The organism is Saccharothrix longispora, assembly GCF_031455225.1.
GTDB classification, from domain to species: Bacteria; Actinomycetota; Actinomycetes; order Mycobacteriales; family Pseudonocardiaceae; genus Actinosynnema; species Actinosynnema longispora.
The window spans coordinates 6,563,225-6,576,148 of the sequence record NZ_JAVDSG010000001.1; the positions used below are offsets into that span (position 1 = coordinate 6,563,225).

Annotated in this window: 14 protein-coding genes; 8 read left to right on the plus strand and 6 right to left on the minus strand. The window is 73.1% G+C overall.

The features are described from left to right. Positions 1–28 precede the first annotated feature (28 nt). Complete coding sequence (locus tag J2S66_RS28105; protein ID WP_310310299.1) at positions 29–1,864, minus strand: NHL domain-containing thioredoxin family protein; 1,836 nt, start codon at positions 1,862–1,864, stop codon at positions 29–31. Positions 1,865–1,981: 117 nt separating this feature from the next. Here J2S66_RS28105 and J2S66_RS28110 point away from each other — a divergent pair, with 117 nt between their 5' ends. Both J2S66_RS28110 and J2S66_RS28115 read left to right on the plus strand, forming a co-directional pair. After that, complete coding sequence (locus tag J2S66_RS28110) at positions 1,982–2,233, plus strand: type II toxin-antitoxin system Phd/YefM family antitoxin (RefSeq protein WP_310310301.1); 252 nt, start codon at positions 1,982–1,984, stop codon at positions 2,231–2,233. Positions 2,234–2,236: 3 nt separating this feature from the next. After that, complete coding sequence (locus J2S66_RS28115) at positions 2,237–2,503, plus strand: type II toxin-antitoxin system RelE family toxin (protein WP_310310303.1); 267 nt, start codon at positions 2,237–2,239, stop codon at positions 2,501–2,503. Positions 2,504–2,549: 46 nt separating this feature from the next. Here the strand turns inward: J2S66_RS28115 and J2S66_RS28120 are convergent, their stop codons facing one another. Next, a complete protein-coding gene (locus J2S66_RS28120; protein WP_310310305.1) occupies positions 2,550–2,921 on the minus strand; it encodes an NYN domain-containing protein in 372 nt (123 codons plus the stop codon). A gap of 420 nt (positions 2,922–3,341) precedes the next feature. Then, positions 3,342–3,488: a hypothetical protein gene (locus J2S66_RS28125; RefSeq protein ID WP_310315391.1), complete on the minus strand. Its 147-nt coding sequence runs from the start codon at positions 3,486–3,488 to the stop codon at positions 3,342–3,344. A gap of 279 nt (positions 3,489–3,767) precedes the next feature. On the opposite strand from J2S66_RS28125, the gene J2S66_RS28130 reads away from it, so the two are divergent. Then, positions 3,768–4,391, plus strand: a complete 624-nt coding sequence (locus J2S66_RS28130; protein WP_310310307.1) for an SIMPL domain-containing protein — start codon at positions 3,768–3,770, stop codon at positions 4,389–4,391. A 9-nt stretch (positions 4,392–4,400) separates the two neighbouring features. Here J2S66_RS28130 and J2S66_RS28135 read toward each other — a convergent pair whose 3' ends face one another. Both J2S66_RS28135 and J2S66_RS28140 read right to left on the minus strand, forming a co-directional pair. After that, on the minus strand, positions 4,401–5,495 hold the full coding sequence (locus tag J2S66_RS28135; RefSeq protein WP_310310309.1) for an OmpA family protein: 1,095 nt from the start codon (positions 5,493–5,495) through the stop codon (positions 4,401–4,403). A 67-nt stretch (positions 5,496–5,562) separates the two neighbouring features. Further along, on the minus strand, positions 5,563–6,831 hold the full coding sequence (locus tag J2S66_RS28140; protein WP_310310312.1) for an acetyl-CoA C-acetyltransferase: 1,269 nt from the start codon (positions 6,829–6,831) through the stop codon (positions 5,563–5,565). A gap of 86 nt (positions 6,832–6,917) precedes the next feature. On the opposite strand from J2S66_RS28140, the gene J2S66_RS28145 reads away from it, so the two are divergent. From J2S66_RS28145 to J2S66_RS28155, 3 genes are all read left to right on the plus strand, one after another. After that, complete coding sequence (locus J2S66_RS28145; protein WP_310310314.1) at positions 6,918–8,276, plus strand: 3-oxoacyl-ACP reductase; 1,359 nt, start codon at positions 6,918–6,920, stop codon at positions 8,274–8,276. Beyond that, the gene (locus J2S66_RS28150) at positions 8,276–9,115 is read left to right on the plus strand and encodes a MaoC/PaaZ C-terminal domain-containing protein (protein ID WP_310310316.1); all 840 of its coding nucleotides are present in this window, start codon (positions 8,276–8,278) and stop codon (positions 9,113–9,115) included. The genes J2S66_RS28145 and J2S66_RS28150 overlap by 1 nt, the downstream gene beginning before the upstream one ends. A gap of 119 nt (positions 9,116–9,234) precedes the next feature. Next, on the plus strand, positions 9,235–10,167 hold the full coding sequence (locus tag J2S66_RS28155) for an alpha/beta hydrolase (protein ID WP_310310317.1): 933 nt from the start codon (positions 9,235–9,237) through the stop codon (positions 10,165–10,167). A gap of 37 nt (positions 10,168–10,204) precedes the next feature. Here J2S66_RS28155 and J2S66_RS28160 read toward each other — a convergent pair whose 3' ends face one another. Continuing rightward, entirely contained in the window at positions 10,205–10,903 is a 699-nt protein-coding gene (locus tag J2S66_RS28160) for a TetR/AcrR family transcriptional regulator (protein WP_310310319.1), read from the minus strand. 100 nt (positions 10,904–11,003) lie between these two features. Here J2S66_RS28160 and J2S66_RS28165 point away from each other — a divergent pair, with 100 nt between their 5' ends. Together J2S66_RS28165 and J2S66_RS28170 are read left to right on the plus strand one after the other, a co-directional pair. Further along, positions 11,004–11,654 carry an SCP2 sterol-binding domain-containing protein gene (locus J2S66_RS28165; protein ID WP_310310321.1) on the plus strand — a complete coding sequence of 217 codons (651 nt, stop codon included), beginning with the start codon at positions 11,004–11,006 and terminating at the stop codon, positions 11,652–11,654. A 7-nt stretch (positions 11,655–11,661) separates the two neighbouring features. Next, a complete protein-coding gene (locus tag J2S66_RS28170) occupies positions 11,662–12,876 on the plus strand; it encodes an acyl-CoA dehydrogenase family protein (protein ID WP_310310322.1) in 1,215 nt (404 codons plus the stop codon). Positions 12,877–12,924 lie beyond the last annotated feature (48 nt).

Sequence of the window (12,924 nt, forward strand, 5' to 3'; positions counted from 1 at the left end):
CGAGCTTGACATCGGGCACCAGCGGAGTCTAGATGCCCTCGTCGAGGCCACCCATCATCAGGGGTAGCCTGTCCGGTCCGTCGGTCTCGACGCGCACGGGCACCCCCCAGTCCTGGCGGGCCAGCTTGCACACCGGGTGCTCGACGGCCGGGTCGTCCGTGCAGCTCGCCGCCTGCGCGACGACGTGCAGCACGCCCTCGGCGAAGCCCTCCGCGACCACCAGCCGCCGGACCAGGTCGGTGCCCGTGCCCGCGCCTTCGAGCAGCAGTTCCGGCGGGGAGCTGGTGACCTCCATGCGGGTGGACGGGCCGAAGCGGTCGTCGAGCTTCTGGCCGGTCGGCGGGGTGAACACGACGGCCAGCTCGACCTCGCCGGGCGCGATGACCGACGGCGGGCGCTTGACCCGGTGCGCGTCGCCGCCGACCAGCCGCACGCCGGGCGCGACGGGCCGTTCCAGGCGGTGCGCGGCGGAGGCCACGACGACCAGCTCGCCGTCGACCAGGACCGCGTCGGACGGTTCGGCGACGTCGGTGGCCAGGGTGGACACCTCGCCGGTGGCCGGGTCGTAGCGGCGGACCGCGCCGTTGTAGGTGTCGGCGACGGCGACCGCGCCGTCCGGCAGCACGGTGACGCCCAGCGGGTGCTGGAGCAGGGCCTGGTCGGCCGGGCCGTCGCGGTGGCCGAAGTCGAACAGGCCCTTGCCGACGGCGGTGTGGACGGTGAGGTCCGCGTCCAGGTAGCGGAGCGCCGAGGTCTCGGAGTCGACCAGCCACAGCCGGTCGCCGTCGGCGGCCAGGCCGGAGGTCTGCGCGAAGAACGCCTCCGCCGCGGGCCCGTCGTGCAGGCCCTCGACGGTGGTGCCGGCGAGGCGTTCGACGCGGTCCTCCAGCGGCTTGAACAGGCCGAGGGTGTGGTTGCCGGCGAGTGCGACGACGACGCCGCCGGCGGGCTCCCACCAGGCGACGTCCCACGGGCTCGTGAGGTCGATCGCGCCGGCCGGGCCGTCCGCGTCCCCGCCTCGCCACTGCTCGCCGGTGCCGGCGACCGTGGTGACCTCGCCGGTGTCCAGGTCGAGGCCGCGCAGCAGGTGGTTGACGGTGTCGGCGACGACCGCGTGGTAGCCGACCCGAACGGCGACGTGGTCGGGCAGCAGCGCGATGCCGGCGGGTTCGGAGAACGTGGGGCGCGGGCCGTCCGCGCGGCCGCGCGCGCCCGTGCCGATGCGGCGGAGGACGGTCTCGCCGTCGGTGTCCAGTTCGACCAGGGAGTGGTGCGCCGAGTCGCTGACCAGGAGCGTGTTCGACGGGGTCAGGACGGCCTTGGCGGGGAAGCGCAGCTCGGTCGCGGCGGGCGGCGGCGCGACGTACGGGCCGTCACCGCGGTGCAGCGTCCCCTTGGCATCGTGCTCGGCGACGACCTCGGACACGACCTGGCGCAGCGCGTCGAGGTGGCCCTCGCCGGCGGCGACGTGCACGACGTAGCCCTCGGGGTCGACCAGGACGAGCGTGGGCCACGCCTTGACGGCGTAGTTCTGCCAGGTGGTCAGCTCGGGGTCGTCCAGCACGGGGTGGTCCACCTGGTAGCGCTCGACGGCGGCTTCCAGGGAGGCGGCCTCGGCCTCGTGGGCGAACTTCGGCGAGTGCACGCCGATGGTGACCAGGACGTCGTGGAACTCGGACTCCAGGGGGCGGAGCTCGTCCAGCACGTGCAGGCAGTTGATGCAGCAGAAGGACCAGAAGTCCAGGAGCACGACCTTGCCGCGCAGGTCGCTGAGCCTGATCTCCCGGTTCCCCGTGTTGAGCCAGCCGCGACCCACCAGCTCGGGGGCGCGGACACGGGCGCGGCGGCGTTGAGCGGTCGTCACGTCGGGAGTCAACACGACGTCGAGCCCCTGGTATTTCGGCGTCCAGGATGTGGACGGCGGCCGAGCACGGGACACCCTCCCTTTCCAAAAACATCCCCACTTTGTACAATTTGGGGAATGAGCGAGATGCCGATCAGCGTGGCGAGGGACCAGCTCGGCGAGGTCGTCTCCAGGGTCGAGCACGCGCACGAACGCGCTGTGCTGACCAGGCACGGCCGACCGGTTGCCGCGGTCGTCTCCATCGAGGACCTCCGGCGCCTCGAGGCGGCGGAGGACGAAGCCGACCTCACCGCGGCGCGGGAGGCGTTGGCCTCCGCCGAACCACGAGTTCCCCATCACGACGTGCTCGCCGAGTTCGGTGACGCCTGACCCGTGTCGTACGAGATCGAATGGGCGGCTTCCGCCCTGCGGGAACTCCGCAAGCTCGACAAGCAGGTGGGACGCAGGATCGCGCTGGCGGTGACGGCCCTGGGAACCGACCCCCGCCCGCCGGGATGCCGGGCGCTCACGGGCCGACCGGCAGGCGTGATGCGCATCCGAGTCGGCGACCACCGGGTGGTGTACCGGATCGAGGACGCCAAGGTCCTGGTGACGGTCGTGCGAGTGGCACATCGACGCGAGGCGTACCGCAGGACGTGAGCGTAACCGTCTGCGGTTCCACCGGCGCCAATCGTGGTGGTACCCGCTAGCGGACCGAGCGGGGGCCCACGACGGCCGCGCCCAGCGCTTCCACGCGCAGCCGCAGCGCGCGGTCGGCGGTGGCCACCGCGACCGGGCGGTCCGCGCCTTCCGCGCGGACGACCGCGACGACCTCGTCGTCGCCGTCGCCGGCGGCCGGGACCACGCGGACGCCGGGTACGGGTTCCACGTGCCTCGCCTTGCCCTCGACCACCAGGACCACGTCCAGCGGACCCGGAAGAGATGGCAGGCCGTGTTCGGCCACACCCACGAGGCTGTCCCTCAGGCGGGTGGTGGCACCTGCCCGGTCACGCCACCAGCCGTCGGGTACCGAGCCGACGACGTTGGCCGCGTCCACGACCAGGAGCGGGAGCCTCATCACACCATGCTCCCAGCGGATGCGCGGATATTGTCGGACCCCGCCGGCAGGATGGTGTCGTCCATGGGGGACAAGGCAAACACAGGGGGAAACAAGTGATGATCGGGCGTGCCCGCAGGGCGGACGACACCTGGAACGGTTCGGCGACGGCCAAGTAGCCGGACGTGGGAAACCCCGCGGTGCTGCCAGGTCGGGGGTCCGACAGCACTGCGGGGTCATCTGGGACATCGAGACACGATCGTGGACTGTTACATCCCCTATGGGGTGTGACCCAGATCACGTTTCGGATGTGACGAAGCCCTGCCGCGCGGGAGGTGCGGCAGGGCTTCATTCTCTCCCCCTGGCCGGCGTGGACGACGGGGCGGCGCGCCCGCGTGTCGTCGGGCGGTCGTCACACGGACCGGCAGGTCCTTCGCCGCGTCAGCGGAGCGAGGTCACCTGGCTCTGGGCGATCGCGATCAGCTCGTGGCGCATCGCGGGGGTGGACGCCATGTCGATCGCTCGGGCCACGGCCTTGCGGTTGCGAGCCTCGACACGACGAGCGCGGAGCTTCGCAGTGAAGTTCACGGGGTTCATCCCTCTCAACGTCTTCTCAGTGGTGTGCCTCAAGTATGCACCTTCCCGGCGTGCGATGCACCCGATTGTCCGGTGAGTTGGCACACAAGCCGGCGAATCGTCGGCAGCTACGCCTAAGCATCCGACGATTCGCCTGTAGGACATCTACCGGACCGGACGCGGCAACGAAGACCGCCCAGCCCGGCGGCGGGAGGGCCGGGCAGGCCGGGAACCGCCTCCCCGCCGGTCGGAACGGGCCCGGGGAACGGCACGGCCGGTAGCGTGGCGGTCGTGGCTGAGGTGGTGACGAAGGGCGTCGGCCGGGTCGAGCGGACCGCCGACCGGGCCGAGGTGCAGGTGAGCTTCGAGGCGACGGGCTCGACGCGCGCCGAGGCGGTGGACCGGCTGACCGGGCGGGTCGCCGCGCTGGAACCCGCGTTCGCGCGGCCGGGCGTCGAGGTGCGGTCGCGGCAGCTCACCGTCAACGACAACTGGGACGGCTCGCGCCGCTCCGGCGGCCGGGCGAGCCAGAACTACGTGGTCCGGGTCGACGACGTGACGGTGCTCGACGAGCTGCTGGCCACCGCGGTCGCCGCCGAGCCGACGTGGCTCGGCGGCCCGAACTGGCAGCTCTCGGACGACGCCGAGGCCGTGGCGGAGGCCCAGGGAGAGGCCGTGGCGGACGCGCGCCGCCGGGCCGAGGGCTACGCGCGCGCCCTGGGCGCGCGGCTGGGTCCCCTGCAACGGCTCGCCGACGGCGACGCCGAGACGCAGTGGGCGGTCGAGTCGCGCGCGGCGGTGGCGGGTTACGGCGGGTCGCCGGGCGTGCCGCCGCAGGTCGACCAGCTCTCCCTGGAGGCGCAGCGGATCGCGGTGACGGTGCGGTGCACCGCCACCTGGGCGCTCCTGGACTGAGGACCCGGCTCAGCCGCTGACCCGCGGCGCCACCAGCTCCACCACCACCGACCGGTTGCGCGCCGCCGCGCCGGGCACCAGGTCGCCCGCGGCGTCGAGGTCGACGTCGAGCGGCGAACCGAAGCCCGCGCCCACCACCTCGACGAACGCCGACCGGCTCACCCCGAGGTCGACCAGCGCCGACACCACGCGCTGGGCGCGGCGCCGGGTGAGGTCCGCCGCCTGCTCCGCCGACGCGGACGTGGCCGTGCGCACGACGACCCGCGCCGTGGTGCGCCCGTCGAACTTCTCCGCGACCTGCCGCAGCACGTCCTCCGCGCCGGGCGCCAGCTCGTCGCCGCCCGCCTTGAACACCAGGGAGCTGGGCACGTGCACGAGCGCGTCCCGGTTCTCCACCTGCCCGAGGTCCACTACCGGCACCTCGCCGCGCGCGATCGGCCCGCCGGCCGGCGCCGGTCCCGGGTCGTGGGTGCAGCTCGCCGCGTCGAACTCGCGGCAGATGCCCAGCCACAGCTCGACGAGCGCCTCCTGGGCGCCGGGCGGCAGCGGCGGCTGCGGGCCGGCCACCTGGCCGAGGCCGGAGAAGACGACGTCCTTGCCGGTGAGGGCGGGCAGGGCGTCGTCCGGGACGGCCGCGACCGCGGCGTCCACGTCGAGGTCGAGGCCGAGGCGGGTCAGGTCGAGCGGGTCCGTGGTCTGCAACCCGCTGCTGTGCAGCACGAGCAGGGCCGGGCCGGGCGCGGAGGCCATGTCGGCGAGCACGGACAACGGGTCGAGCCGGCCGGTCGTGCCGCCGATCTGCGCGAGCTGCCCGTCGAGGCGGAACAGCCGCTCCCGCACCTCGGCGTCGTCAGCGGCCGACAGGACCTCGTCGGAGTACGCGGTGCCCGCGTCCTCGCCCTCGCGGTAGACGACGACCCGCGTCTGGCCGCGGGCGAGCGCTGCCGTGAGCCGGTCGGTCACCTGCGTGGTGAGGCCGACCCGCGGTTCGTTGGCGGAGGCGGTGACCCCGATGCGCACGGTCGTCGGGTTGCCGGAGTCCTCCCCGCAGGCAGCGCAGGCCGCCACCAGCACGACTGCGGCGAAGAGCCGTGAGTGGTTCATGTCACATGAAGCGGTAAATCGCTCCGTTCCGTTACCGATCTCACCCGTTTGGAGTAATCCGAATGGTTCAGCGCTCCACGATCGCCGTAACGCCCTGGCCACCCGCCGCGCAGATCGAGATCAGGCCGCACCCGGAGCCCTTCTCGGCCAGCAGCTTGGCGAGCGTCGCCACGATCCGCCCGCCGGTGGCCGCGAACGGGTGGCCCGCGGCCAGCGACGAGCCGTTGACGTTGAGCTTCGAGCGGTCGATGGCGCCCAGCGGCGCGTCCAGCCCCAGCCTGCCCTTGCAGAAGTCTGCGTCCTCCCACGCCTTGAGCGTGGCCAGCACCTGCGACGCGAACGCCTCGTGCACCTCGTAGAAGTCGAAGTCCTGAAGGGTCAGCCCGGCGCGGGCCAGCATCCGGGGCACGGCGTAGGCGGGCGCCATGAGCAGGCCCTCGCCGCCGTGCACGTAGTCGACCGCCGCCGTCTCGCTGAACGTGAGGTAGGCCTGCACCGGCAGGTTCCGGGCCGCGGCCCACTCCTCCGAGGCCAGCAGCACGGTGGACGCGCCGTCGGTGAGCGGCGTGGAGTTGCCCGCGGTCATCGTGGCGCCCTCGCCCCGGCCGAACACCGGCTGGAGCTCCGCGAGCTTCTCCACCGACGAGTCCGGCCGCAGGTTCTGGTCGCGGGTCAGGCCCTGGAACGGGGTGACCAGGTCGTCGAAGAACCCGCGGTCGTAGGCGGCGGCGAGGTTGCGGTGGCTGGCGGCGGCCAGCGCGTCCTGGTCCTCGCGGGCGATGCCCCACTCCTTCGCGGTGATCGCGGCGTGCTCGCCCATCGACAGGCCGGTGCGCGGCTCGCCGTTGCGCGGGACGGACGGCACGACGTGCCGGGGGCGCAGCTTCAGCGCGGCGCGCAGCCTGGCGCCGGCGGTCCGCGCCCGGTTGAACTCCAGCAGCACGCCCCGCAGGTCCTCGTTCACCGCGATGGGCGCGTCGCTGGTGGTGTCGACGCCGCCCGCGACGCCGACCTCGATCCGGCCCAGCGCGATCTTGTCGGCCACCGCGATGACGGCCTGGAGGCCCGTGCCGCACGCCTGCTGGAGGTCGTGGCCGGGGGTCTCGGCGGACAGGGCGCTGCCCAGCACGGACTCGCGGACGAGGTTGAAGTCCCGGCTGTGCTTGAGCACCGCGCCCGCGACGACCTCGCCCAGCCGTTCGCCCTGGAGCCCGAACCGGCTGACCAGGCCGTCCAGCGCGGCGGTGAGCATGTCCTGGTTCGACGCCCCGGCGTACGGGCCGTTGGAGCGCGCGAAGGGGATGCGGTTGCCGCCGAGGATGGCAACTCGGACCATGTCGTCCTCCAGGGTGAGGGGCGTGTCCCGCCCATCCTATCTACTGGTCAGTAGACTTACTAGCGAGTAGGGAGTGTGATGTGGGCATGGATCGGTATCGGTCGTTCGCCAACTCCGGTGTCGGGCGGTTCGTGGTGGGCAAGCTGGGCCTGCCCTCCCCGTACCCGCTGCGCAGGCACTCACCCACCCGGCCCCCGCTCGACGGCCCCGTGCTGCTCGGCGGCTGCGGGCGGCTCGTCGGCTCCCTGCGCGCGGTCCTCGGGGCCGCCGGGCTGGACGTCGCGCCCGAGCCGGCACGCGCGGAGGAGCCGGCACGCGCGGAGGAGCGGTACGGGGCGCTGGTGTTCGACGCCACCGGGATCGACTCGGTCGAGGGGCTGCGCGGGCTGCACGCGTTCTTCCAGCCGGTGATCCGGTCGCTCGGGCCGTGCGGCCGGGTGGTCGTGCTGGGCACGCCGCCGGAGCTGACCGGGTCCACCGACGAGCGGATCGCGCAGCGCGCCCTGGAGGGGTTCACCCGGTCGGTCGGCAAGGAGCTGCGGCGCGGCGGGACGGCGCAGCTCGTGCACGTCGCACCGGGCGCGGAGGACGCGGTCGAGTCGACGCTGCGGTTCCTGCTGTCCGGGCGGTCGGCGTACGTGTCCGGGCAGGTCGTGCGCGTCGGCCCGGCGGACGTCGAGGCGCCGCGCGACTGGGACCGGCCGCTCGACGGGAAGGTCGCCCTGGTCACCGGGGCGTCGCGCGGGATCGGCGCGGCCATCGCCGAGGTGCTGGGCCGCGACGGCGCGCACGTGGTGTGCCTCGACGTGCCCGCGCAGGGCGAGGAGCTGTCGCGGGTCGCGAACCGGGTGGGCGGCTCGGCGCTCCAGCTCGACGTCACGGCGGCCGACGCCCCGGCGCGGATCGTCGAGCACCTCACCGGGCGCCACGGCGGCGTGGACGTCGTCGTGCACAACGCGGGCATCACGCGGGACAGGACGCTGGCCCGGATGGACGCGGACCGGTGGGACGCGGTGGTCGCGGTGAACCTGGCGTCGCAGCAGCGGGTCAACGAGGCGCTGCTCGCCGAGGGGAGCGGGGGCGGCGCGCTGCGCCCGAACGGCCGGATCGTCGGCGTGTCGTCCATCGCGGGCATCGCGGGCAACGTCGGCCAGACCAACTACGCCACCACCAAGGCGGGCGTGATCGGCATGGTCGACGCGCTGTCCGAGCGGCTCGCCGGCCGGGCCACGGTCAACGCCGTCGCGCCGGGGTTCATCGAGACGGCGATGACCGCCGCCGTGCCGCTGCTCATCCGCGAGGCGGGCCGGCGGATGAACAGCATGTCCCAGGGCGGACTGCCGGTGGACGTCGCCGAGACCATCGCCTGGTTCGCCCACCCCGCCTCGTCCGGCGTGAACGGCAACGTCGTGCGCGTGTGCGGGCAGAGCCTGCTGGGGGCGTGATGGCCAACCTGACGCTGCTCTACGCCAAGGCCGCCCTGACCGGGTTCACCCGGCGCGGCTCCGCGCTGCCGTCGTCGTCGCTGGACGCCGAGCTGACCGTCGACCGCGCCCACCTCGACGCCTACCGGGCGGTGTGCGGGTTCGGGGTGCGCGACGAGCTGCCGATCACCTACCCGCACGTGCTGGGCTTCCCGCTCCAGATCAGGCTGATGACCGCGCGCGACTTCCCGTTCCCGCTGCCCGGCCTGGTGCACGTGGCCAACCGGATCACGCGGACCCGGCCGCTGCTCGCCACCGACCCGCTGTCGGTGCGCGTGGAGCTGGCCGACCTGCGGCCGCACGAGCGCGGGCGGCAGTTCGACGTCGTGACGACGGTGTCGACGGGAGGCGAGGAGGCGTGGGTCGACGTGTCGACATATCTCCGCCGCGACGGCGGGTCCGGCCGGTCCAGCGGCTCCGGCGGGTCCGGCGGGTCCGGTTCCGCCGGGAGGGGCGAGCGCGCCGAGGCGCCCGAGCCGACCGCGGTGTGGCGGCTGCCCGGCGACCTGGGGCGGCGGTACGCGGCGGTGTCCGGCGACCGCAACCCCATCCACCTGCACGCGCTGGCCGCGCGGGCGTTCGGCTTCCCCCGGGCCATCGCGCACGGCATGTGGTCGAAGGCGCGGGCGGTGGCGGCGTTCGAGGGGCGCCTGCCGGACGCGTGCGAGGTCGACGTGCGGTTCAAGGCGCCGATCCCGCTGCCGGGCCGGGTCGACTTCTCGACCACGCCGACCGGTGACGGCCGGCGGTTCGCGGTCTGGTCGGACCGACCGCACCTGGAGGGCGTGATCAGGGGCTGAGCCGGACGTGAGCACCGCCACGGTGTCCACGCCCTCATTTACCTTGTGCACAAGTTACTAGGGCACTAGTTTTTTGGTTGTCGGCCGGACGACCCGGCCACCACCCGAAGGAGCCCGAGATGACCGTCCTGGAGCCCGCCGCCGCGGAGTTCGCCGCCGCGACCGCCACCCCGCCGTACCTGTTCGACCTGGGTCCGGTCGAGGGCCGCAAGACCGTCGACGCCGTGCAGTCCGGCGAGGTGGCCAAGCCCGAGGTCGACGAGGAGGTCGTGAACGTCGGCGAGGTGCCGGTGCGGATCGTCCGCCCCGCCGGCTCGACCGGCCCGCTGCCCGTCGTGCTCTACGTGCACGGCGCCGGCTGGGTGTTCGGCAACGCCCACACCCACGACCGCCTGGTCCGCGAACTGGCCGTCGGCACCGGCGCGGCCGTCGTGTTCCCCGACTACAGCCTCTCGCCCGAGGCCAAGTACCCCACCGCGGTCGAGGAGAGCTACGCCGTCGCGCGCTGGGTCGTCACCGAGGGCGCCGCGAAGGACCTGGACGGCTCGCACCTGGCCGTCGCGGGCGACTCGGTCGGCGGGAACATGGCGATCGCCCTGACGCTGCTCGCCAAGGAGCGCGGCGACGTCGCGTTCGCGCAGCAGGTGCTGTTCTACCCGGTGACCGACGCGGCGTTCGACACCCCGTCGTACCACGAGTTCGCCGAGGGCTACTTCCTGCGCCGCGACGCCATGCAGTGGTTCTGGGACCAGTACACGACCGACGAGGGCGAGCGCGCGCAGATCACCGCGTCGCCGCTGCGCGCGTCGACCGGGCAGCTCGCGGGCCTGCCGCCGGCGCTCGTGATCACCGCCGAGGCCGACGTGCTGCGCGACGAGGGCGAGGCGTACGCGAACAAGCTGCGCGAGGCCGGCGTTCCGGTGACCGCCGTCCGCTACCAGGGCGTGATCCACGACTTCGTGATGCTCAACGCCCTGCGCGGCACCCACGCCGCCGAGGCCGCGATCACCCAGGCGATCGGCGTGCTGAAGAAGGCCCTGGCCCAGTCCTGATCCGACCTGACCTGACCTGAGCCGGCCCGGCCCGGCCCTAGTGGCCCCCCTGCTCGGTACCGACCTTCCGCTCGGCGCGCCTCGACGGCGGGTGCCACACGTCGCCCGCCACGAGGTCGCCGAACCCCATCCAGACGAGGTTCATGAGCCGGGCGGCGACGACGCCGGCCGGCTCGGCGGGGTTGTCGAGCCACCAGTCCGCCAGGGACTCGCCCGCGCCCACCAGCGCCGCGGCCAGCGACTCGGCCTCCTTGTCACCGGCCCGCGGCACGTCGCCGGAGTCCGCCGAGTGCACGAGGAGCGCCGCCACGAGGCTGATCGCCCGGCCGCGCATGTCCGCCAGCTCCCGGGCGAACGGCCCGCCCTGCGACGACGCCTGGCGGTGCAGCACCTGCCAGCTCGCGCGGTTCTCGCCGACGAACCCGAAGAACGCCCGGAGCCCGCTCCACAGCTGGACGTCCGGCGGCTCCTCGGCCTCGACGCCGTTCGCGATCGCCTCCATCATCCGGGTCGCCTCGCGGCGGATGCAGGTGGCGAACAGCTCCTCCTTGGAGCCCAGGTACGCGTACAGCATGGGCTTCGAGATGCCGGCGACCTCGGAGATCTCGTCCATCGACGCGGCGTGGAACCCCAACCGCGAGAAGACGTCCACCGCGGCGTCCATGATCTGCCGTTCGCGCACCTCGCGCGGCAGCCTCTTGGCCCGACCGGTGCGGACCGGTTGCTCTGCGTGCATCGCACCCCCTGGATTGCCGGCACAAGATTACTCCGAGGGCCTTGCCCGCTTACCTACTCGTCAGTAGATTTACCGCCGAGTAGGTATCGGAGGTGCCACCATGACCATCGACCTCACCACCGAGGCGATCGCGAAGCTCAGTCCCGGCGAGCTGATCTCAACGCTCAAGCAGGTCGATCCGGCCGACCCGGCGCTCGCCGGCGTCGACATCGACGTCATCGCGCGCGCCATCGACCCCAGGAAGCTCGGCAAGGACGAGTTCGCCGACCTGCTCGGCGCGCTCGGCGACCTCGCCGACGGTGGCGCCGACCTCGACCTGGCGACGATGGACGCGCAGAACTTCGCCCGCATCGTCTCGCGCGCCTCCAAGGACCAGATCGACGCCGTGACGTCCCGGCCCGGCCTGCGCGAGCGCGTGCTCGACGAGGTGTTCCGGCGCATGGAGGTCCACTTCCGCAGCGACCGCTCCGGCGCCACCCGCGCCGTCGTGCACTTCCGGCTCACCGGCGGCTTCACCGAGTCCGGCGAGGACGTGTACGAGGCCGTCATCGAGGACTCGGCGTGCACGATCAACAAGGGCGGGACCCGTGACCCGCGTGCCACTGTGACGTTGAACCCGGTGGAGTTCCTGAAGCTGGCGACCGGCAACGCGTCGGCGCCGGTGCTGTTCATGACCGGCAAGCTCAAGGTCAAGGGCGACCTGGGGTTCGCCGCCGGGTTCATGAGCCTGTTCGACATTCCGAAGGCGTGAGGGGACCATGGGTGGTTTTTCGCTGGAGCTGAACGAGGACCAGGTCGACCTGCGGGAGTGGGTCCACGGCTTCGCGAAGGACGTGATCAGGCCGGCGGCGTCCGAGTGGGACGAGCGCGAGGAGACGCCGTGGCCGGTGATCCAGGAGGCGGCGAAGATCGGCCTGTACGGGTTCGAGGCGCTGGCCACGTGGTTCGCCGACCCGATCGGGCTGTCGCTGCCGATCGCGACCGAGGAGCTGTTCTGGGGCGACGCGGGCATCGCGCTGGCGCTGATGGGCACCGGGTTGGCGGCGGCGGGCATCTTCGCCTCCGGTGAGCCCGAGCAGCTGGCCGAGTGGGTGCCGGAGTGCTTCGGCACGGAGGACGACCCCAAGCTGGCCGCGTTCTGCGCCTCCGAGCCGCAGGCCGGGTCGGACGTCGCCGGGTACCGGACGCGGGCGGTGTACGACGAGGCGACCGACGAGTGGGTCATCAACGGCCAGAAGGCGTGGGCGACCAACGGCGGCATCGCGAACGTCCACGTCGTGACGGCGGTGGTGGACCCGGCGCTGGGGTCGCGCGGCCAGGCGGGCTTCGTCGTGCCGCCCGGGACGCCGGGCGTGTCGTCGCCGGGCAAGATCAAGAAGCACGGCATGCGGGCGTCGCACACGGCCGACGTGTTCTTCGACGACGTGCGCGTGCCGGGCCGGTGCCTGCTGGGCGGCAAGGAGCGGCTGGAGAAGCGGCTGGCGCGGGCGCGCGAGGGCCTGAAGGCCGGCGGGCAGGCCGCGATGGCGACGTTCGAGACGACCCGGCCGACCGTGGGCGCGATGGCGATCGGCGTCGCGCGGGCGGCCTACGAGTACTCGCTGGAGTACGCGAAGGACCGCGAGGCGTTCGGTCGGAAGATCATCGAGAACCAGTCCATCGCGTTCGACCTGGCGAACATGAAGATGGAGATCGACGCGGCCAGGCTGCTCGTGTGGCGGGCGGCGTGGATGGGGCGCAACAACGTCCCGTTCACGGCGGGCGAGGGGTCGATGTCCAAGCTCAAGGCGGGCGAGGTGTCCGTGTGGGCGACGGAGCGCGCCATCCACATCCTGGGCGGGGCCGGGTACACGCGCGAGCACCCGGTGGAGCGCATGCACCGGGACGCGAAGATCTTCACCATCTTCGAGGGGACGTCGGAGATCCAGCGGTTGGTCGTGGCGCGCGCGATTTCCGGCATGCACATCAGGTGAGTCGGGCTCCCCGGGCCGCCGGCAGGCCGTTCGGGGCGGGGCGGGGTC

Bases quoted from the DNA above. Each gene is read 5' to 3' on its own strand.
- J2S66_RS28110 (WP_310310301.1), top strand. From the start codon at position 1,982: ATGAGCGAGATGCCGATCAGCGTGGCGAGGGACCAGCTCGGCGAGGTC.
- J2S66_RS28120 (WP_310310305.1), bottom strand. From the start codon at position 2,921: ATGAGGCTCCCGCTCCTGGTCGTGGACGCGGCCAACGTCGTCGGCTCG.
- J2S66_RS28135 (WP_310310309.1), bottom strand. From the start codon at position 5,495: ATGAACCACTCACGGCTCTTCGCCGCAGTCGTGCTGGTGGCGGCCTGC.
- J2S66_RS28140 (WP_310310312.1), bottom strand. From the start codon at position 6,831: ATGGTCCGAGTTGCCATCCTCGGCGGCAACCGCATCCCCTTCGCGCGC.
- J2S66_RS28145 (WP_310310314.1), top strand. From the start codon at position 6,918: ATGGATCGGTATCGGTCGTTCGCCAACTCCGGTGTCGGGCGGTTCGTG.
- J2S66_RS28150 (WP_310310316.1), top strand. From the start codon at position 8,276: ATGGCCAACCTGACGCTGCTCTACGCCAAGGCCGCCCTGACCGGGTTC.
- J2S66_RS28155 (WP_310310317.1), top strand. From the start codon at position 9,235: ATGACCGTCCTGGAGCCCGCCGCCGCGGAGTTCGCCGCCGCGACCGCC.
- J2S66_RS28160 (WP_310310319.1), bottom strand. From the start codon at position 10,903: ATGCACGCAGAGCAACCGGTCCGCACCGGTCGGGCCAAGAGGCTGCCG.
- J2S66_RS28165 (WP_310310321.1), top strand. From the start codon at position 11,004: ATGACCATCGACCTCACCACCGAGGCGATCGCGAAGCTCAGTCCCGGC.
- J2S66_RS28170 (WP_310310322.1), top strand. From the start codon at position 11,662: ATGGGTGGTTTTTCGCTGGAGCTGAACGAGGACCAGGTCGACCTGCGG.